The organism is Mycobacterium noviomagense (assembly GCF_010731635.1).
GTDB lineage: Bacteria > Actinomycetota > Actinomycetes > Mycobacteriales > Mycobacteriaceae > Mycobacterium > Mycobacterium noviomagense.
Genome location: NZ_AP022583.1, coordinates 1,471,704 through 1,491,594 on the forward strand (window position 1 = coordinate 1,471,704; position 19,891 = coordinate 1,491,594).

Genomic DNA, 19,891 nt, shown 5'->3' on the forward strand with positions numbered 1-19,891 from the left:
GATCGCAAGCGCGGCGGAGCCGGGCGCAGCAGGTCGCCACCATCAGACCGGCGTGGCGATCGCAAGCGCGGCGCAGCCGGGCGCAGCGGGTCGCCACCATCAGACCGGCGTGGCGATCGCAAGCGCGGCGCAGCCGGGCGCAGCGGGTCGCCACCATCAAACCGGCGTGGCGATCGCAAGTGCGGCGCAGCCGGGCGCAGCGGGTCGCCACCATCAGACCGGCGTGGCGGTCGCAAGCGCGGCGGAGCCGGGCGCAGCAGGTCGCCACCATCAGACCGGCCGGTTACTGGCCCAGCGTGTTCTGCATGGCGCCTGCCAGTGCGTTGACCGCCGGTCCTCCGTTGCCGGATTGGCACACCTTGGCCTGCAGCAGGACGTTCTCCCGCAACCGTGTCTGGTTGAAGCAGCGGCGATCGGTGCCGGCTTCCTGTTTGGTCCAGGCCGCGTCGGTGCCGGTCGCCGGGCCGCCGTCGAACGACCACACCTCGGTGGTGCCGTTGTCCAGGTGCATCGCGGTGGTCTGCCCGGAGCAGCCGACCGTGCGGTCGACCACGCGGTGGAATGCGCGACCCGCGGCGTCGCCGGTGGCGAACACTCCCACCGCCTGCTTGACGAAATGGGTCTGGTCGGTGGCCGACGTCTGGGTGACCGCGCTGTTGAACGACGCGAGGTCCGGGTCGTTGTAGACCTCCGGCAAGCCGATGTCCGCCCAGTTGTTGCACACCGGATCGTCGACCCAATACCCCTGGTAGGGATCGGTGGACATCGACTCCCAGCGCATCGGGCCGCCGACGATGTTGCCGACCGAGCCCTTGCCCAGCACCGCGTAGTTCACCACTCCCGGTTCGGAGGGACGCGCGTTGGCGAGCGGGGCCGCTGCCGAGATCGCTAACGCCACGCCCAGCGCCGCGACGGCGACGCGCACCGGGCTAAACCTTGGCCGAGACGTCGATGTCGACGTTCCCACGAGTGGCATTGGAGTACGGACAGACCTGATGGGCCTGGTGCATCAGGTCGTCGGCGTCCTTTTGGTCGAGCCCGGGCAGGGTGCCGACGATGTTGCCCGTCAGCCCGAAACCGCCCTCCGGCGTGCGGCCGATGCCGATCTTGACGGTCACCTCGGTGTTGTCGGGAAGCGTGACCTTGTTTCTGCCTGCCACCAGCCGCAGCGCGCCGAGGAAGCATGAGGCGTAGCCGGCGGAGAACAGTTGCTCCGGGTTCGTGCCGTCGCCGCTGCCGCCCATCGGCTTGGGCGGACGTGTCTCGAGGTCAAGGCGACCGTCAGACGACTTCACGTGCCCGTCGCGGCCCCCTCCGGTGGCAGTGGACTCTGCGGTGTAGATGGCTTCGATGCTCATAGGGCTCGATCATGCCAACTAGACATACGAAACAGAAGACCGGTCGACTAGCGCTCCGGTCGCGCCAACCGGACCCACCGGCGGGCCAGCCAATCACGTTGCGCGCCGGGCGATCTGGATGCGCTTACTGAATGTTACTGAGCCACAAGGGCTTAGTGCCGCGTAGCCGTCGGTTCGGCACCGTCAGCTACGCTCGTGGTGGCGGCGGCGACGGCGGCGGTGTCTGGCCCGGACCGCCTGGTCGCATACCTGGACCCATGCCAGGGCCGCCCGGACCGCCGGGAACCATGCCCGGCCCCGGCATCATTCCCGGACCGCCGGGTCCGGGAGGCGGGGCGCCGGGTCCGGGAGGCGGGGCGCCGGGTCCGGGAGGCGGGGCGCCGGGTGTCCCGGGTCCGCCGGGGACGATGACCCATCCCCCGGGGCCGGGCGGCGGCCCGCCGGGGACGAACATGCCGTGGTGATGGTGGCGATGGCAGTGGCGATGGCCCGCGACTGCGGCGCCCGAGAAGAAGATGACCGCCACCACGAAAACGATTCCGGCGACGATCACTACCCACGCCGCGACTTGGTAAAGCCGGCTCGGCTGGGCCAAGGACGGCGGCGGTGCCGGACGGGATGGGGGACCGGCAGGCGGTGGCGGCGGCGCCGCTGCAGACGGCGAGGGGGTCGGCGGTTCAGGTGTGTCGGTCATGCCCTAAATCATGCCCATCCCACAAAGGGCCGTGCACGGTTCGGGACATGAAATTCCGGTCCTGCCGGGTGTGCGCCTAGCGGCAGCAGACGAACGCGCAAATGAAAAGCAGGACGGTCGCGATGATGAACACGACCCCGGCGACGATCGCGACCCATGCCGCGATCTGAAAGAGCCGTTCCGGCTTTGCGCGCGGTTGCGTGACCGGGGGTGCAGGTGTTTCAGCCATGTCTCGAATCATGCCCTAGCGCGACGAGAGCCGCAGTGGCGTTCGCGCCATGAAATTGCTGTGAGCCGTAGCTCAATCCGCGAGTCGCTCGGCGAATCAGCAACGGACAGTTCCTTACAGGTCGGAGCCCGGCGCCCCCCGGGGCGCCGGGCTCTGGTAATGGACAAGTGCCGTGGAAGCCGTTGACTTCCGAAGGCTTACAAGGGTTTTGCAGCCACTACGGTTGCTACTCCAACGCTACGGGGTTGCCGGAGCGGTGGAGGGAGCAATGGACTGCGGCGGCTGGCCCGGCCCAGGACTGGGGCTGGTTCCGCCCGCACCGCCTGGCCTTCCGGGCCGTACCGCCCCCGGTCCGCCCGGACCGCCAGGTCCGCGCTGGTGGAACATGGCGGCGTGGTGACCGTGGTGGTGGTGTCGGTGATGACCGTGGCCGGCGATCCGGAAGCCGGCGAAGAAAATGGTCGTCACGATGAACAGGATGCCGGCCACAATCACCACCCATGCCGCCAACCGGTAGAGCCAATACGGTTTGACAGGCTCGGCGGCTGGCGTGGCGGCGACGGCGGTCCGTCTGGTTGGAGTGTCAGGTGTTTCAGTCATGCCTCGAATATCGTGAGCAAGCAATAGCCGCAGCTAGGTTCCAGCTATGAAATAGCTATGAGTGCTTCTCGCCTATTCGTCCGGCTTATACGGGTTGACGGCGAACTGAATGACCCGATACGGGGCGCGCGCGCTCGGATCGGCGTTGTTCCACTGGCTGACGAACACCCGCAATTCGTCGAGCGTCGACCCCGGCGAAATGTACCCCCCATAGGGTTGGGCGAGCCGATTGTCATACGGCGGCGGCAGGCTTTCTGCGGGATCCGGCCACTCGTCGTGTTGCACCACCGTGGTCACCGGCGCGGCGCCCAACGACGTCGGATCCTCGGCCACCCGGACCTCCATGTTGCCGGTGCTGGCGTTGAAATACGACAACACCGCTTTGCCCTCGATTTGCCGGAAGCTCATCTCACCGACCTGGTCGGCCCACAACGGTGTGGGCGGCTTGTTCCAGCCGCCGTCTGCTCCGGCGGCCCATCCTTGCCATCGCGACCGGTCCGTGAACGTCTCGGGTGTTGCCCGGTAGAGGACCACCGGCTGGCTGCGGTCGAAGCTGTCGGCCACGATGTAGACCCAGCCGCTTGGTGAATCGGCTGTCGGGACCGGGTCGTAGTAGCCGCTGATTTGGGACTGCCGACCCTCCTGGTAGCCGGCGTCGCGGACAGATCCCGGCACTGTCAGCCAATTCGCTTGCACCGGATCGGCTTTCACCAGCCGCGAGGTTTGCGGCACCAGGTTGGCGGCCGTGGTCACCAGCAGGTAGTTCTGCCGGTTGATCTGCACCACTCCGGCCGGCAGCTGCGACGCGCCGGGCGGCGTGGGGTCGGCCAGCAGCGGCTCCCACACACCCATGACACCGAAGTAGTGCACGCCGGCCGGGTCGTCGACGGATGAGGTGTCGACGTGCAACGCGACCGGCGCGAACCCAGGTCCGAAGCCAACCCCCTGTCCCGGGAAACTGTCGCCGCAGACCTGCAGCACACCGCTGGGAAACTCCATGAACACGCACAAATCGGTGGCGCCGATACCGTAGTCGCGGGTGGGGGTGCCGGTGCCGGCAGTCGGGCCGATCCGTATCACTTCACCGGGAGCCAGCGGCTGCAGCACAGGTTCCGGCAGCGGAGCGGGCGGATCGGCATGCGCGGACCAAATACCTTGCGGGACAAGGAGGCTCGCAACAAACGCAGCCGAGCATCGAGTGAGCCGGCGGGCGTGGGCCAAACTCACCCGGCGATCACAGCTCGGCGGCCAGCAGCTCGGCAATCTGGATAGTGTTGAGCGCCGCGCCTTTACGCAAGTTGTCGCTGGAGACGAACAGCGCCAGGCCGCGCCCGTCGGGCACACCGGGGTCGCGCCGGATCCGGCCGACCAGGGACTCGTCGACACCGGCGGCGGCCAGCGGCGTGGGTACATCGACTACCTTCACACCCGGCGCACCGTCGAGCAGCTCGCGGGCCCGCTCAGGCGAAAGTGGCTGGGCGAACTCGGCGTTGATCGACAGCGAGTGCCCAGTGAACACCGGAACCCGCACACAGGTGCCACTGACCAAAAGATCTGGGATACCGAGGATTTTGCGGCTTTCATCCCGCAACTTCTGATCCTCGTTGGTCTCACCGGAGCCGTCGTCGACCAGCGAGCCGGCCAGCGGCACCACATTGAACGCAATCGGCGCGACATAGGTTTTCGGCGCGGGGAACTCGACCGCATTGCCGTCATAGACGAGTTGTTCCGCATCGTCTGCCACCGCGCGGGTCTGCTCAGCCAGCTCGGCAACCCCGGCCAGACCGCTGCCCGAAACCGCCTGATACGTCGAGGCGACCAGGCGCAGCAGCTGCGCCTCGTCGTGCAGCACTTTGAGCACCGGCATCGCGGCCATCGTGGTGCAGTTCGGGTTGGCGATGATGCCCTTGGGCCGCCGACGAGCGTCCGCGAAGTTGACCTCCGAGACCACCAGCGGCACGCCGGGGTCCTTGCGCCACGCCGACGAGTTGTCGATCACCGTCACCCCGGCTGAGGCGAACCGCGGCGCCTGCACCCGCGACATCGTCGCCCCGGCGGAGAACAGCGCGATGTCCAGACCGGCCGGATCGGCGGTCTCGGCGTCTTCGACTTCGATCTCTTGGCCGCGGAACGCCAACTTGCGGCCCTGTGAGCGCGCGGACGCGAAAAACCGCACGGATGTCGCGGGGAAGTTGCGTTCTTCCAGCAGTGTGCGCATCACCTGGCCCACCTGCCCGGTGGCACCCACTACTCCGATGGCAACCATTTAGCGTCCCGTTCCCGCATAGACGGTGGCCGGTTCCGAACCGCCGAACCCGAACGCATCGTGCAGCGCGAGCACCGCTTTGTCCACCTCGGTGTCGCGGATCAACACCGAGATCCTGATCTCGGAGGTAGAGATCAGATCGATGTTGACGCCGACGGCGGCCAGCGCCTCGCAGAATGTCGCGGTCACCCCGGGGTGGCTGCGCATGCCGGCGCCGATCAGCGACACCTTGCCGATGTGGTCGTCGTAGAGCACTTGGGTGAAACCGATTTCGTCTTTGAGCGAGTCGAGCTTGGCCACCGCGGTGGGCCCGCTGTCGCGAGAACACGTGAACGTGATGTCGGTTTTGCCGTTTTCGACCTTGGAGATGTTCTGCAACACCATGTCGATGTTCACCTCGACGTCGGCGACCGCGCGAAAAACCCTTGCCGCGTAACCGGGGATGTCGGGCAACCCGACGACGGTCACCTTGGCCTCGCTGCGGTCGTGCGCGACTCCGGTCAGGATGGGGTCTTCCATGGGCTTGTCCTTGATCGATCCGGTGACGATGGTGCCCGGCTTGTCCGAGTACGACGACCGGACGTGGACGGGAATGTTGTAGCGGCGGGCGTATTCCACGCACCGCAGCATCAGTACCTTGGCGCCGCAGGCCGCCATCTCGAGCATCTCCTCGAACGTGACCCTCTCCAGGTGGCGGGCGTTGGGCACGATCCGCGGGTCGGCTGTGAAGATGCCGTCGACGTCGGTGTAGATCTCGCAGACATCGGCGCCCAACGCTGCGGCCAGCGCCACCGCGGTGGTGTCCGAGCCGCCGCGACCCAGCGTGGTGACGTCCCTGGTGTCCTGGCTGACGCCTTGAAAGCCGGCGACCAGCACGATCTTTCCTTGGTTGAGCGCGTCCTGAAGCCGGCTTGGCGTGACGTCGATGATCTTCGCGTTGCCGTGGGTGCTCGTGGTGATGACGCCGGCCTGCGAGCCCGTGAACGAGCGGGCCTGCGCGCCCAGCGATTCGATGGCCATGGCCACCAGCGCGTTGGAGATCCGCTCCCCGGCGGTCAGCAGCATGTCCAGCTCGCGCGGCGGCGGCGCCGGGCAGACCTGCTGCGCCAGCTCGAGTAGGCCGTCAGTGGTGTCGCCCATGGCCGAGACCACCACGACGACGTCGTTGCCCTGCTTTTTGGTCTCGACGATGCGCTCGGCGACCCGGCGAATCCGCTCGGCGTCGGCGACGGACGATCCGCCGTACTTCTGCACGACGAGCGCCATCGTTGCCCTTTCGGTTTCGGGATTTGGGTCGAAGACAGAATACGTGCGGTTGGCTGCCCTCTTGCGGCGTCTCCGCGCCGGCTACGGCAGCGACGGCAGCGTGATCGTCGACGGCAAGGTAATCGACGGGAGCGACGGAAGCGACGGAAGGGTGATCGTCGAGGGCAGATGGAACCGACCCGACGTCGTGGGGGTGGTTGTCGGCGCCGAGGTGGTTGTCGTCGGCGACACCGTCGTGGTCGTCACCGAGGGAGCGCCACCCTGGTTGCCGCTGAACAACGCGACGATGCCCCAAATGATCAGGACGATCAGGATCGCCAAAACAATGCCCAACCACACCAAGGGCTTGCGATACCAGGGAGTGGGCGGCGGCCCAGCGGGTCCCCCGTAGTCACGGTCGATACGCGCCGTCGGCTCGTCTCCCGGACCCGGGGGCTGGTTACGTGCCACGGTCGCCGATATTAGCAGTCCAGCAGGTGCCGCATGGCCAGTCCTGAGCCCGTCCTGCCTGCGGTTTTGGTAGCGGGGCCACCGGGAGTACAGTGGTCCCCGTGCAGCGGGTGCTCCTCCTCGGACGCCGCGACGGGGTCTGATCCAGACCGGCTTCCCGTCGCGGGCGTTCGCGATGCGCCGGTCTGAGGTCCCTCGTTCACTTCCGGAGCAATCACCGTGACTACCGTTTCCCGTCCTTCGGACGACACCCCCGACGCATTTACGTCCATGCGTGCGATCACCAAACCCGCAGGCCCGCCGAATCCCGGTCAGCCGGCCTGGAACACCCAGCGCGGATCGTCGATGCCGATCAACCGGTACCGCAGCTTCGCCGAAGAAGTCGAACCGATCAGCCTGCCCGACCGCACCTGGCCCGACCGCGTCATCGACAAAGCGCCGATGTGGTGTGCGGTCGACTTGCGCGACGGCAACCAGGCGCTGATCGACCCGATGAGCCCCGCCCGCAAGCGGCGCATGTTCGACCTGCTGGTACGGATGGGCTACAAGGAGATCGAGGTCGGGTTCCCGTCGGCCAGCCAGACCGACTTCGACTTCATCCGCGAGATCATCGAGCACGACGCGATCCCCGACGACGTCACCATCCAGGTACTGACGCAGTGCCGCCCTGAGCTGATCGAGCGCACGTTCCAGGCGTGCGAAGGTGCCCCGCGGGCGATCGTGCACTTCTACAACTCGACGTCAATCCTGCAGCGCCGCGTGGTTTTTCGTGCTGACCGAGCCGCCGTACAAGAGATCGCGGTCGACGGCGCGCGCAAGTGCGTCGAACAGGCGGCCAAATACCCGGGCACGCAGTGGCGGTTCGAGTACTCGCCGGAGTCCTACACCGGCACGGAGCTGGAGTACGCCAAGCAAGTGTGCGACGCCGTCGGCGACGTCATCCAGCCGACCCCGGACAACCCGATCATCTTCAACCTGCCGGCCACCGTCGAAATGGCAACGCCCAACATCTACGCCGACTCGATCGAGTGGATGAGCCGGAATCTGAGACTCCGCGATTCCGTGATATTGAGCTTGCACCCACACAACGACCGCGGAACTGCCGTTGCCGCAGCCGAATTGGGGTATCAGGCCGGGGCCGACCGCATCGAGGGCTGCCTGTTCGGCAACGGCGAGCGCACCGGCAACGTGTGCCTGGTGACACTGGGGCTGAACCTGTTCTCCCGCGGCGTCGACCCGCAGATCGACTTTTCCAACATCGACGAGATCCGGCGCACCGTCGAGTACTGCAACCAGTTGCCGGTGCCCGAGCGTCATCCTTACGGCGGCGACCTGGTCTACACCGCGTTCTCCGGCAGCCACCAGGACGCGATCAACAAGGGTCTGGATGCGATGAAGATCGCAGCCGACGAAGCCGGTTGCGATGTCGACGACATGCTCTGGCAAGTGCCGTACCTGCCCATCGACCCGCGCGACGTGGGGCGTACCTACGAGGCGGTGATCCGGGTCAACTCACAGTCCGGCAAGGGCGGCGTGGCCTACATCATGAAGACCGACCACGGGCTGGTGCTGCCGCGGCGGCTGCAGATCGAGTTCAGCCAAGTGATCCAGAAGATCGCCGACGGCGAGGGCGGTGAGGTGTCGCCGAAGGAGATGTGGGACGCCTTCGCCGAGGAGTACCTGGCGCCGGTGCGCCCGCTGGAGCGGATGCGCCAGCGGGTGATCGCCTCGGAGGTCGACGGCGGCACCGACCGCATCGAGGCTGTCGTCAAGATCGACGGAGTGGAGACCGAGATCAGCGGCGCTGGCAACGGTCCGTTGGCCGCGTTCGTCGACGCGCTGAGCCACGTCGGCATCCACGTCCACGTGCTGGATTACTCCGAGCACGCGATGTCCGCGGGCGAGGAAGCGCAGGCCGCGGCGTACGTCGAGGCATCGGTGACGATCGCGAGCGCGGCGCAGCCCGGCGAAGCGGGTCGGCACCCATCAGGCTCGGTTGACGGGAAGACCGTCTGGGGCGTGGGGATCGCGTCATCAATCACGACAGCGTCGCTGCGTGCGGTGGTCTCGGCGGTGAACCGCGCATCGCGTCGCTGAGGTGGTTAGAACAAAACCAGTTGCTGGTCTGCGTCGGTGGCATCGGTGAATTCCTCAATGCTGGTCCCGCGGATGACGGTGCCCACACTGTTGATGAACTGCGCGTCGGAGATCAGCGGCACGCCCAGCTCGAGGGCGAGATACCCCTTGCCTTGTTCGGGCCGCGGCAGGTTGCAGACCACCAGCGAGGTTTCCCGGTCCACTGCGTCGCTGTAGGCCAGCCCGGCGTGCAGGATGCGCTCGACGAGTTCGTCGTGGGTGCGGCGGCATTCGGCAGCCAGCGCGACGCGCATGCCCTGGACCAGTGGGCGGCCCTGAACGTAGGGTCCCGGGTTGAGATAGGGGCAGGGCATCCGCGATGCCAGCATCTTCAGCGGTCGCAGCTCCTCATGGGTAACGCGGCCATTCGGCCAGCGGCGACGAGTGACCGGGCGTACGGGTAACCACACGTCGCGCTGGCGGGCCCGCTCAAGAGCCGCAGGCAACACGCGACTCAGCACCAGCGCGTCGTCGAACGCGTCGTGCGGCCGCTCCCGCGTCACGCCCCAATGCGCTGCGAGGGTCTCCAGGCGCAGGTTGTCCACTCCGAGTTCCAGGCGACGCGTCAGTTCGACCGTGCACATGACTGTGTCGATGGGCAGCTCCGCGTTGGCGAATTCAGCCTCGGCGGCAAGGAAGGCGTAGTCGAAGGCGACGTTGTGGGCGACCAGCGTGCGGCCCCGCAGCAGTTCAACGAGGTCCCCGACAAGGTCGGCGAACTGCGGCTGGTCTTCGAGCATCGCCGCAGTCAGGCCGTGCACATGGGTCGGGCCCGGGTCGACTCCGGGGTTGAGCAGGCTGACGACAGACTGCTCCACTCGGCCCTCGGCGTCGAGCGCCAGCGCGGCCAAGCTGAGGATTCGGGCCGGCCCAGGTCGAAAGCCGGAGGTTTCTACGTCGACGACGGCCCATCCTGCTCCGGCTTCGCCGGCTGGCCGACCCCACGTGGTCTGCATGAATGGAGAATGTCATGTCGGACCGACATCGCCGGGTCGCTGCCGTTCGTGTCGTCAAGTTGGTTCGATGAGGGCGACCCGCTGCGCCCGGCGCAAAGCGCCGCGCTTGTGATCGCCCTTAAACTCCCGAAGGTGGTCACCACCCGTGGACGCCTCGCGCTCGCCGCCGGAGCGGGCGCGCGGTGGGCGTCGCGGGTAAGCGGCCGCGGGGCCGGGGCGATGATCGGCGGTCTGGTCGCGATGACTCTGGACCGCTCGATCCTGCGTCAGCTCGGCGCGGGTCGGCGCACGGTGATCGTCACCGGGACCAACGGCAAGTCGACCACCACCCGCATGACCGCGGCCGCGCTGGCCACACTCGGATCTGGGGTGGCCACCAACGCCGAAGGCGCCAACATGGACGCCGGGCTGATCGCCGCGCTGGCCGCCGACCGGCACGCCCAACTCGCGGCGCTGGAAGTCGACGAGATGCATGTGCCGCACGTTGCCGACGCTGTCGCGCCCGCGGTCGTCGTCCTGTTGAACCTGTCGCGCGACCAGCTCGACCGCGTCGGCGAGATCAACGTGATCGAACGCACGCTGCGCGCCGGCCTGGCCCGGCACCCGTCGACCGTTGTGGTCGCCAACTGCGACGACGTCCTGATGACCTCGGCTGCCTATGACTGCGCCAATGTGGTATGGGTGGCGGCCGGCGGCGCATGGGCCGCCGATTCGGTCAGCTGCCCGCGCAGCGGCGAGGTGATCGTCCGAGACAAGGCGCACTGGTACTCCACCGGAACCGACTTCAAGCGGCCCAGCCCGCACTGGTGGTTCGACGAGGACACTCTCTACGGGCCAGACGGGTTGGCCATACCCATGCGGCTGAGCCTCCCGGGTGCAGTGAACCGCGGCAATGCCGCGCAGGCCGTCGCGGCCGCTGTCGCGTTGGGCGCGGACCCGTCGTCCGCGGTGGCCGCCGTGTCCCGGGTCGACGAGGTCGCCGGGCGCTACCGCACGGTGCGCGTCGGCAATCACGATGTGCGGGTGCTGCTGGCCAAGAACCCGGCCGGCTGGCAGGAAGCGCTGTCGATGGTCGACAAGCGTGCGGCCGGCGTGGTCATCGCCGTCAACGGCCAGGTGCCCGACGGCGAAGACCTGTCCTGGCTGTGGGATGTGCGCTTCGAACACTTCGAAGACGCGGCAGTCGTGGCGGCCGGGGAGCGAGGCACCGATCTGGCGGTGCGGTTGGGGTATGCGGGCGTGCAACACACCCTGGCCCACGACACAATGGCGGCCATCGCGTCATGCCCGCCCGGACGGGTCGAGGTCGTCGCCAACTACACCGCATTCCTGCAGCTGCAGCGAAAGCTGGCGCGCTATGGCTGACTCGACCGTGCGGATCGGGCTGGTGCTGCCCGACGTCATGGGCACCTACGGCGACGGCGGCAACGCAGTAGTACTGCGCCAACGGCTGCGGCTGCGGGGCATCCCCGCGGAGATCGTCGAGATCACGCTGGCCGACCCGGTGCCGGAGAGCCTGGACCTCTACACGTTGGGCGGGGCCGAAGACTACGCGCAGCGGCTGGCGACCAGGCATCTCGTCAAGCACCCGGGCCTGCAGCGCGCCGCGGCACGCGGCGCGCCGGTGCTGGCGATTTGCGCGGCCATCCAGGTGCTCGGGCACTGGTACGAGACGTCGGCGGGCGAGCGCGTCGACGGCGTGGGCCTCCTGGATGCGACCACGTCGCCGCAGTCCAAGCGCACCATCGGTGAGCTGGTCAGCACGCCGCTACTGCCCGGTCTGACAGCGCCGCTGACTGGCTTCGAGAACCATCGCGGCGGCACCGTGCTCGGCCCCGCGGCGTCGCCGTTGGGGGCCGTAAGGAAAGGTGCGGGCAACCGCTTGGGCGACGGCTTCGACGGCGCGGTCCAGGGCAGCGTCGTCGCCACCTACATGCATGGGCCGTGTCTGGCTCGCAACCCGGAGCTCGCCGATCTGCTGCTCAGTCGGGTGGTCGGTGAGCTGCCGCCCCTGGAGCTGCCGGAGGTGGAGCTACTGCGACGCGAGCGGTTGCGCGCCTAAGGCCGCCAGCCTCTGGTAATCAGCGCAGCACGCACCCGCCGCACAACGTCGTCGGGCTTGTCCTCGGCGATCACCCGGAGGATGATCCAGCCCATCGCTTCGAGCTTGCGCAGCCGCCGCTGGTCCTTGACGTAGCGGCGGCGGTCGCTGCGATGTTGGTCGCCGTCGTACTCGACCGCCACCTTGTACTTCTCCCACCCCATGTCGACGTAGGCGACAGGCCAGTAGCCGTCGAGCACCGGGATCTGCGTCGTCGGAGCAGGCAGGCCGGCGTCGATCAACAGCAGCCGAAGCCACGTCTCCTTGGGCGATTCAGCGCCGCCGTCGACAAGGGGATTCAGCGCCGCCGTCGACAAGGGGCAGTGCTGCCCGCAATCGCCGTAAGCCGCGGGCACCCGGATAGCGCTTGGCCAGCAACAGCACATCCTCGACCGAGAACGGCGTCGCGTGCATCAGGGAGTCCAGCCGTGCCACCGCCTGCTCCCGCGGCAAATGCCGCCCTAGGTCGTATGCGGCGCGTGCGACCGTGGTGACGGGGAGACCGCCAACGCGCGTGACCTCGTCATTCTCGACTCGCTGATTGCGGGTGACTACGCCTGCCGGTGGATGGGGATTGCGCCAGATCAACTCGATCGGCTCATCGTCGTCAACCCAGTTCGAGCCATGCAACGCCGCGGCGGTGAGCCCGGACAAAACTCCGCGTCTCCCAGACCACAGCCACGCCGCCACCGCACGCGTTCGAACGGACGCCGCAGCGGGGTCCGTCACGTAGACGTTGGGATAAATAGCGCGAAACCCTGACCGCAGCTGATATGGGCTCACCCTTCCACCACGTACCGACTCGCTGCCCACGAACACGTCATTCATGGATGCACGTTGTCATGGCCGACCGACATGTTCGCGAGACTTAAACCGTTGCGACGCCGCGCGGCGTGTCTTCGCAAACGTTTAAGTGTCGCGGAATGAACCGGGCGAAACCGACAAACTCAAGCCATGGCGCGGCGACCCGCCAACGCACGACCGAGGGTCAGCTCGTCGGCGAACTCCAGATCGCCGCCCATCGGCAGCCCCGACGCAATCCGCGTCACGCTCAGCCCGGGAATGTCGCGCAGCATCCGCATGAGGTACGTGGCGGTCGCCTCGCCCTCGGTATTGGGATCGGTGGCAATGATCACCTCGGTCACGTCGACGCCGTCGACGCGCTCGCCGATCCGATTCAGCAGCTCGCGGATCCGCAGCTGCTCCGGTCCGATGCCGGACAGCGGATCGAGCGCCCCGCCCAATACGTGGTAGCGGCCGCGGAACTCGCGGGTGCGCTCGACGGCCTGGACATCCTTGGGCTCCTCGACCACGCACACCAACGAGGCGTCACGGCGCGGATCCGCACAGATGCGGCACCGCTCGTCGTCGGACACATTGCCGCAGACCGCACAGAACCGCACGCCGTCGCGGACCTTCGCCAGCACCGCGGTCAGCCGGTCGATATCGGCCGGCTCGACCGACAACAAATAAAAGGCGATGCGCTGCGCGCTTTTCGGCCCGATACCCGGCAGCTTGCCGAGCTCATCGATCAGATCCTGGACCGGTCCCTCGAACAAATCAGGTCTCCGGCAGACCCAGCGCGCTGCTCATCCCCCCAGCCAGCGGCCCCAGCTTTTGCTGCGCCATGGCGGTGACCTGTTGGGAGGCATCGGCCAGCGCGCCGACGATCAGGTCCTGCAGCGTCTCGACGTCATCAGGGTCGACGACCTTGGGGTCGATATTGACGGCCACCACCTCGCCGCTGCCTCGCACGGTCACCTGCACCAATCCCCCACCGGCCTGGCCGCGCACCTCGGAGTTGACGAGCTGTTGCTGGGCTTCCAGTAGCTGTTGCTGCATCTGCTGAGCCTGGGCAAGCAACGCCGACATGTCGGGCTGGCCTCCAGGTTGCATGACAGTCCCCTTGCGTCTTGATTTCGACTTGGTCTCGCCTGCCGCTGCTGGGCGGTTCGAAACTCCAAGCCTAGACGGCTGCGGGCTACCGTGGCGCGGTGCGCATACGAGTTTGCCTGCGTGTCGGGTTTGCGATCACCAGCGGTGTACTGCTCATCCTCTCGGCATTGAGGATTCCGGCGGCGACGGCGGTCCCCGCAAACATCGCCGGCATGATCGTGTTCCTCGACCCCGGCCACAACGGAGCCAACGACGCCTCCATCAGCCGTCAGGTATCCAACGGCCGCGGCGGCACCAAAGACTGCCAAGCCAGCGGAACGTCGACCAACAGCGGCTATCCCGAGCACACCTTCACCTGGGACACCACCCTGCGGATCCGCGCCGCGCTCAACGCATTGGGGGCGCGAACCGCCATGTCGCGCGGCGACGACACCTCGGTCGGCCCATGCGTCGACCAACGCGCCGAGATGGCCAACGCATTGCACCCCAACGCCATCGTCAGCATCCACGCCGACGGCGGTCCGCCGACCGGGCGCGGCTTCCACGTCAACTATTCGGCGCCGCCGCTCAACCAGGCCCAGGCCGGCCCGTCGGTGCAGTTAGCGCAGATCATGCGCGACCAACTGCAAAGCTCCGGAATTCCGCCGGCCAACTACATCGGCCAAAACGGGCTCTACGGGCGTTCGGATCTCGCCGGGCTGAACCTGGCGCAATATCCGGCAGTGCTCGTCGAGTTGGGCAACATGAAAAATCCGGCCGACTCCGTGCTCATCGAATCCCCCTCCGGCAGGCAGAAGTACGCCGACGCCGTCGTGAAGGGCATCGCAGGTTTTCTGGCCAGCCAGGGCAAGGCCGGCTAGCCTTCGAGCTCCCGCTTCAGGTTGGCCAGCACCTCGGCTTGAATCTTCTTGAGCCCCAACGGTGCGAACGTCTTCTCGAAAAACCCCTTCACGCCACCGGCGCCGGTCCAGGTGGTCTTGATGGTGACGCTGGATCCCGGCCCTGCCGGAGCCACCGTCCAGTTGGTGACCATCGACGAGTTGGCATCTTTTTCGATGACGGCGTGGCCGGCGACGTCGACGCTGGCTTGCACGTCACGTACCCGGGACTTGGTGGCCTGCAGCTTCCACTTGGCGACCGTGCCCTGCCCCTGACCGCCCTGCAGCACCTGGTAGTCGCGGTAGTGCGAGGACAAGATTTTCGGGCGGACGTTCTTGTAGTCGGCAACGGCGGTGAGGACCTCTTCCGGCTTGGCGTTGATCAAGACGGTGCTGGCGGCGCTGACCTGTCCCATCAGGCAAGACTCCTCTGCTGTGGATGTGCTGACACTACGCGTGTGACGCTGCGACGACCGCTGTCGGGGACTAGGGTATATGTGGTGCCTGTTCCCGAAGCCGCACTGGAGGCTCACAGGGCGGGGGTCGAGCGGTTGTTGGCGAGCTATCGCTCCATCCCCGCTACGGCGTCCGTCCGACTCGCCAAGCCCACGTCGAATCTGTTCCGTGCACGCGTCAAACGCGACGCACCGGGCCTCGACACGTCAGGGCTGACCGGCGTCATCGGGGTCGATCCGGATGCCCGCACCGCCGACGTGGCAGGCATGTGCACGTACGAGGATCTGGTTGCGGCCACGCTGCCGTACGGCTTGTCGCCGCTGGTCGTGCCGCAACTGAAGACCATCACGCTGGGCGGGGCGGTCACCGGCTTGGGTATCGAATCGGCGTCGTTCCGCAACGGTCTGCCCCACGAGTCGGTGCTGGAGATGGACATCCTCACCGGCGCCGGTGAATTGCTCACGGTGTCGGCACACGAGCACGCCGACCTCTACCGTGCCTTCCCGAATTCCTATGGGACACTTGGGTATTCGACCAGGCTGCGGATCGAGTTGGAGCCGGTCAAGCCGTTCGTGGCGCTGCGCCACGTCCGATTCCATTCGCTGGCCGAGCTGGTGGCAGCGATGGACCGGATCATCGACACCGGCGGATTTGACGGTGTCCCCGTGGATTATCTCGACGGTGTGGTGTTCACCGCCGACGAGAGCTACCTGTGTGTCGGCGTGCGGACAACCACACCGGGACCCGTCAGCGACTACACCGGACAGCAGATCTACTACCGCTCAATCCAGCACGATGCCGGCATCAAAGAGGACCGGCTGACGATTCACGACTACTTCTGGCGTTGGGACACCGACTGGTTCTGGTGCTCACGCTCATTCGGCGCGCAGAATCCACGGGTGCGACGCTGGTGGCCGCGGCGCTACCGGCGCAGCAGCTTCTACTGGAAGTTGGTGGCCCTCGACCGGCGGGTCGGGATCGCCGACCGGATCGAGAAGCGCAAAGGTCACCCGCCGCGCGAGCGGGTGGTGCAAGACATTGAGGTGCCGATCGAGCGGACCGAGGAGTTCTTGGCGTGGTTCCTCGAAAATGTGCCGATCACGCCGGTTTGGCTGTGCCCGTTGCGGTTACGCGACCAGGAAGGCTGGCCGCTGTATCCGATCCGGCCGGGCCGCACCTACGTCAACGTCGGCTTCTGGTCGTCGGTGCCGGCGGGCGCGACCGAAGGCGCCACGAATCGACTGATCGAGGCCAAAGTCGGCGAGCTGGACGGACACAAATCGCTGTATTCGGACTCCTATTACACGCGCGAGGAATTCGACGAACTCTACGGCGGCGAGGCCTACAAGACGGTAAAGAAGACCTACGACCCCGATTCGCGTCTCCTCGACCTCTATGCGAAGGCGGTGCAACGACGATGACAGCAATTAGGGAGACCAAAGAGGCAGGGGCACACGCTCCCGTCAATGGCAAGCTGACCCTGGCCCAGATCTTGGCGATCCTGACCGAGGGCAGCCACTTGAAATTCACCGCCTACGACGGCAGCAGCGCCGGACCCGACGACGCCACACTGGGCCTCGATCTGTTGACGCCCCGCGGCACCACCTATCTGGCCACCGCTCCTGGTGAGCTGGGTTTGGCCCGCGCCTATGTCTCCGGCGACCTCGAGCTGCACGGTGTTCACCCCGGGGACCCGTATGAGCTGCTCAAAACGATGGCGGAAAAGCTCGACTTCAAGCGGCCCTCGCCGCGGTTGCTGGCCAACATCGTCCGCTCGATAGGGGTCGAACGCTTGGTGCCCGTCGCGCCGCCGCCGCAGGAAGCACTCCCTCGCTGGCGCCGGCTCGCTGAGGGGCTGCGGCACAGCAAAACCCGCGATGCCGAGGCCATCCACCATCACTACGACGTCTCGAACACCTTCTACGAGTGGGTGCTGGGTCCGTCGATGACCTACACCTGCGCGGTGTACCCCCGCCCGGACGCGACACTCGAAGAAGCACAGGAGAACAAGTACCGGCTGATCTTCGACAAGCTGCGGCTGCAACCGGGTGACCGGCTGCTCGATGTCGGCTGCGGCTGGGGCGGCATGGTCCGCTACGCCGCCCGTCGCGGCGTGCGCGCCATCGGTGCCACGCTGTCGGCCGAGCAGGCGAAGTGGGCGCAACGCAAGATCGACGAAGAGGGCCTGGGCGAGCTGGCCGAGGTGCGGCACTCCGACTACCGCGATGTCCGCGAAAGCGGTTTCGACGCCGTCTCGTCGATCGGGCTGACCGAGCACATCGGCGTCAACAACTACCCGGCGTATTTCGGGTTCCTCAAGGAGAAGCTGCGCACTGGCGGGTTGCTGCTCAACCACTGCATCACCCGGCACTCCAACAGATCGACCTTCCGAGGCGGCGGCTTCACCGACCGCTACGTCTTCCCTGACGGGGAACTGACCGGCTCGGGCCGCATCATCACCGAGATCCAAGAGGTCGGCTTCGAGGTGCTGCACAACGAGAACTTCCGCAACCACTACGCGATGACGCTTCGTGACTGGTGCCGTAACCTCGTCGCGCACTGGGACGAGGCCGTGGCCGAGGTCGGACTGCCCATCGCGAAAATCTGGGGTTTGTACATGGCTGCGTCGCGAGTCGGGTTCGAGCAGAACAAGATTCAGCTGCACCATGTGCTGGCGGTCAAGCCCGACCGATACGGTCATGACGGCGGCCTGCCGCTGCGACCGTGGTGGCAGCCCTAGCCGGGCAATCCAGCCCTAGCCGTTGTCGATGCGGCGGGCGCCCAGTTCGTTTTGCAGTAGCTCCAGCGCGGCCTCTTCCGGATCGCGGCGTTCCGGTGCGCTTTCGCGGCCGGCCTCGGCGAGCATGCTCTCTTCTTCGGCGCGCTGAGCCGGATCCGGCTCGGCAGCCGGTGTTTCTGTCAGGGTCGCGCTGCCCGTCTCACAGCGCACCCGCCAATCCACGCCCAGCGCGTCTTTGAGCGCTTCGGCGATGACGTCGGCGTTGCGTTGCTCGCACAACCGCTTAGCCAGCGGCGCCGATTCGTGGGTCAGCACCAGCGTGTTGCCCTCGACCGCGCGGACGGTGGCGCCTGCCAGCATCACTTCTGTGGTGCGGCTGCGTTGACGCACCTTGTCGCGCACAGTCGGCCACATGGTCCGGACCGCGGCCGCGCCCGGTTCGCCCGGAGTTGTCGCCGGCGCAGCCTGCACCGGTTCCGGCGGCTTGTGCACGGATTCCGGCGCCCTGCGCTTGGGTTGGGGCGGGGTACGCACCTGAGGCGCCTCGCGTGGCCGCCCAGACGGCTTGGGTGATTCGCTGGTAGGAATCGAGATTTCCAGCCGGTTCTCGACCCGCTCTAGGCGTTGCAGCAGCGCCGACTCGGTGTCGCTGGCCGACGGCAGCAGCAGCCGCGCGCAGATCACTTCCAGCAGCAGCCGGGGTGCCGTCGCGCCGCGCATCTCACCGAGCCCGGCCTGCACCACCTCCGCGAAGCGAGTCAGCGTGGCCGTCCCGATCCGCGCCGCTTGATCACGCATCCGGTCCAGCACGTCTTCGGGCGCGTCGACCACCCCGCGAGCGGCGGCGTCCGGAACCGATTGCAGCACAATGAGATCGCGGAACCGCTCCAATAGATCGGTGGCGAACCGCCGCGGATCGTGGCCGGCGTCGATCACCGCTTCGACCGCACCGAACAGCGCCGCGGCGTCCTCGGCGGCCAGCGCGTCCACCGCCTCGTCGATCAGCGCGACGTCGGTGGCTCCGAGCAATCCCAGCGCACGCTGGTATGTCACCCGGTTGCTGTCGGCGCCAGCGAGCAACTGGTCGAGCACCGAGAGCGTGTCGCGCGGTGAGCCGCCACCCGCCCGGATCACCAGCGGGTACACCGCGTCGTCGATCGTCACCCCTTCCTGCTGACAGATCCGCTCGAGGAGAGCTCGCATGGTGCGCGGTGGCAGCAGCCGGAACGGATAGTGATGAGTGCGCGACCGGATCGTCGGCAGTACCTTTTCCGGCTCGGTGGTGGCGAAGACGAAGATGAGGTGCTCGGGCGGCTCCTCCACGATCTTGAGCAACGCGTTGAACCCGGCGGTGGTCACCATATGCGCTTCGTCGACGATGAAGACTCGGTAGCGCGACTGGGCCGGTGCGTAGAAAGCCCGGTCCCTCAGCTCACGGGTGTCGTCGACGCCGCCGTGGCTGGCCGCGTCGAGTTCGACGACGTCGATGCTGCCCGGCCCGTTGGGCGCCAGCGCGACGCAGGATTCGCAGACGCCGCAAGGCTTGGCCGTCGGTCCCTGCGCACAATTCAACGAGCGGGCCAGGATGCGGGCCGACGATGTTTTGCCGCAGCCGCGCGGCCCGGAAAACAAATACGCATGATGGATCCGCCCGGCGGCCAGCGCAGTCGACAGCGGCTCGGTGACATGCTCCTGGCCCACCACCTCGGCGAAGGTTGCCGGGCGGTACTTGCGGTAGAGGGCCACGGTCAGCAGGCTACCTAGGCCCGCTGACGATGCGGACCCGAGAGTGTCCGAGGAGGAGGCGGGCCATCAAACCGAGCCGTCCGACGACGGTGAGGCCCCATTGGGTCTAGGCGGGCGTC

At 67.1% G+C, this 19,891-nt stretch carries 20 protein-coding genes and 1 pseudogene; 6 read left to right on the forward strand and 15 right to left on the reverse strand.

From position 1 onward, the window contains the following. Positions 1-283 precede the first annotated feature (283 nt). The 9 genes from G6N15_RS06990 to G6N15_RS07030 form a co-directional block, all read right to left on the reverse strand. Entirely contained in the window at positions 284-976 is a 693-nt protein-coding gene (locus G6N15_RS06990; RefSeq protein WP_083089097.1) for a sensor domain-containing protein, read from the reverse strand. After that, positions 930-1,358 (reverse strand): organic hydroperoxide resistance protein, encoded by a 429-nt coding sequence (locus tag G6N15_RS06995; protein WP_083089096.1) that lies wholly within the window; start codon positions 1,356-1,358, stop codon positions 930-932. Before G6N15_RS06995 ends, G6N15_RS06990 begins: the two co-directional genes overlap by 47 nt. A 187-nt stretch (positions 1,359-1,545) precedes the next feature. After that, positions 1,546-2,052, reverse strand: coding sequence for a hypothetical protein (locus G6N15_RS07000; protein WP_163747972.1), 507 nt, complete (start codon positions 2,050-2,052; stop codon positions 1,546-1,548). A gap of 76 nt (positions 2,053-2,128) precedes the next feature. Further along, positions 2,129-2,281, reverse strand: coding sequence for a hypothetical protein (locus G6N15_RS07005; protein ID WP_163747974.1), 153 nt, complete (start codon positions 2,279-2,281; stop codon positions 2,129-2,131). Positions 2,282-2,518: 237 nt separating this feature from the next. Further along, complete coding sequence (locus G6N15_RS07010) at positions 2,519-2,881, reverse strand: hypothetical protein (RefSeq protein ID WP_083089806.1); 363 nt, start codon at positions 2,879-2,881, stop codon at positions 2,519-2,521. A 72-nt stretch (positions 2,882-2,953) separates the two neighbouring features. Continuing rightward, positions 2,954-4,108: a DUF4185 domain-containing protein gene (locus G6N15_RS07015; RefSeq protein WP_083089807.1), complete on the reverse strand. Its 1,155-nt coding sequence runs from the start codon at positions 4,106-4,108 to the stop codon at positions 2,954-2,956. Positions 4,109-4,115: 7 nt separating this feature from the next. Beyond that, positions 4,116-5,147, reverse strand: a complete 1,032-nt coding sequence (locus tag G6N15_RS07020; protein WP_083089808.1) for an aspartate-semialdehyde dehydrogenase — start codon at positions 5,145-5,147, stop codon at positions 4,116-4,118. Continuing rightward, entirely contained in the window at positions 5,148-6,413 is a 1,266-nt protein-coding gene (locus tag G6N15_RS07025) for an aspartate kinase (protein WP_083089809.1), read from the reverse strand. It abuts the gene before it with no gap. A gap of 81 nt (positions 6,414-6,494) precedes the next feature. Continuing rightward, positions 6,495-6,863, reverse strand: coding sequence for a hypothetical protein (locus G6N15_RS07030; RefSeq protein WP_232070366.1), 369 nt, complete (start codon positions 6,861-6,863; stop codon positions 6,495-6,497). Positions 6,864-7,133: 270 nt separating this feature from the next. Between G6N15_RS07030 and leuA the strand changes: the two genes are divergently transcribed. Then, positions 7,134-8,960, forward strand: coding sequence for a 2-isopropylmalate synthase (gene leuA, locus G6N15_RS07035; RefSeq protein WP_083089811.1), 1,827 nt, complete (start codon positions 7,134-7,136; stop codon positions 8,958-8,960). Positions 8,961-8,965: 5 nt separating this feature from the next. Here leuA and G6N15_RS07040 read toward each other — a convergent pair whose 3' ends face one another. Beyond that, the gene (locus G6N15_RS07040; RefSeq protein WP_083089812.1) at positions 8,966-9,955 is read right to left on the reverse strand and encodes a DEDDh family exonuclease; all 990 of its coding nucleotides are present in this window, start codon (positions 9,953-9,955) and stop codon (positions 8,966-8,968) included. Between the two features lie 132 nt (positions 9,956-10,087). Here G6N15_RS07040 and G6N15_RS07045 point away from each other — a divergent pair, with 132 nt between their 5' ends. Next, entirely contained in the window at positions 10,088-11,320 is a 1,233-nt protein-coding gene (locus tag G6N15_RS07045) for a Mur ligase family protein (RefSeq protein WP_083089824.1), read from the forward strand. Beyond that, positions 11,313-12,017 carry a type 1 glutamine amidotransferase gene (locus tag G6N15_RS07050; RefSeq protein ID WP_083089813.1) on the forward strand — a complete coding sequence of 235 codons (705 nt, stop codon included), beginning with the start codon at positions 11,313-11,315 and terminating at the stop codon, positions 12,015-12,017. Before G6N15_RS07045 ends, G6N15_RS07050 begins: the two co-directional genes overlap by 8 nt. Here G6N15_RS07050 and G6N15_RS07055 read toward each other — a convergent pair. The 3 genes and pseudogenes from G6N15_RS07055 to G6N15_RS07065 all read right to left on the reverse strand — a co-directional run bounded on the left by G6N15_RS07055 (position 12,014) and on the right by G6N15_RS07065 (position 13,952). Beyond that, positions 12,014-12,884: pseudogene (locus tag G6N15_RS07055) on the reverse strand (DUF559 domain-containing protein). The gene G6N15_RS07050 and the pseudogene G6N15_RS07055 sit on opposite strands and share 4 nt — an antisense overlap. Before the next feature lie 119 nt (positions 12,885-13,003). After that, on the reverse strand, positions 13,004-13,615 hold the full coding sequence (gene recR, locus G6N15_RS07060) for a recombination mediator RecR (RefSeq protein WP_083089814.1): 612 nt from the start codon (positions 13,613-13,615) through the stop codon (positions 13,004-13,006). Position 13,616: 1 nt separating this feature from the next. Then, on the reverse strand, positions 13,617-13,952 hold the full coding sequence (locus G6N15_RS07065; protein ID WP_083089815.1) for a YbaB/EbfC family nucleoid-associated protein: 336 nt from the start codon (positions 13,950-13,952) through the stop codon (positions 13,617-13,619). Between the two features lie 98 nt (positions 13,953-14,050). Here G6N15_RS07065 and G6N15_RS07070 point away from each other — a divergent pair, with 98 nt between their 5' ends. Then, positions 14,051-14,812 carry an Rv3717 family N-acetylmuramoyl-L-alanine amidase gene (locus tag G6N15_RS07070; protein WP_083089816.1) on the forward strand — a complete coding sequence of 254 codons (762 nt, stop codon included), beginning with the start codon at positions 14,051-14,053 and terminating at the stop codon, positions 14,810-14,812. On the opposite strand, the gene G6N15_RS07075 is transcribed toward G6N15_RS07070, so the two are convergent. Then, complete coding sequence (locus tag G6N15_RS07075; RefSeq protein WP_083089817.1) at positions 14,809-15,246, reverse strand: SRPBCC family protein; 438 nt, start codon at positions 15,244-15,246, stop codon at positions 14,809-14,811. The genes G6N15_RS07070 and G6N15_RS07075 overlap by 4 nt on opposite strands. A gap of 81 nt (positions 15,247-15,327) precedes the next feature. On the opposite strand from G6N15_RS07075, the gene G6N15_RS07080 reads away from it, so the two are divergent. Both G6N15_RS07080 and G6N15_RS07085 read left to right on the forward strand, forming a co-directional pair. Further along, positions 15,328-16,707 (forward strand): FAD-binding oxidoreductase, encoded by a 1,380-nt coding sequence (locus G6N15_RS07080; RefSeq protein ID WP_083089818.1) that lies wholly within the window; start codon positions 15,328-15,330, stop codon positions 16,705-16,707. Then, entirely contained in the window at positions 16,704-18,026 is a 1,323-nt protein-coding gene (locus G6N15_RS07085) for a class I SAM-dependent methyltransferase (protein ID WP_083089819.1), read from the forward strand. The genes G6N15_RS07080 and G6N15_RS07085 overlap by 4 nt, the downstream gene beginning before the upstream one ends. Before the next feature lie 15 nt (positions 18,027-18,041). Here the strand turns inward: G6N15_RS07085 and G6N15_RS07090 are convergent, their stop codons facing one another. Further along, positions 18,042-19,772: a DNA polymerase III subunits gamma/tau gene (locus G6N15_RS07090; protein ID WP_083089820.1), complete on the reverse strand. Its 1,731-nt coding sequence runs from the start codon at positions 19,770-19,772 to the stop codon at positions 18,042-18,044. Positions 19,773-19,891: the final 119 nt, after the last annotated feature.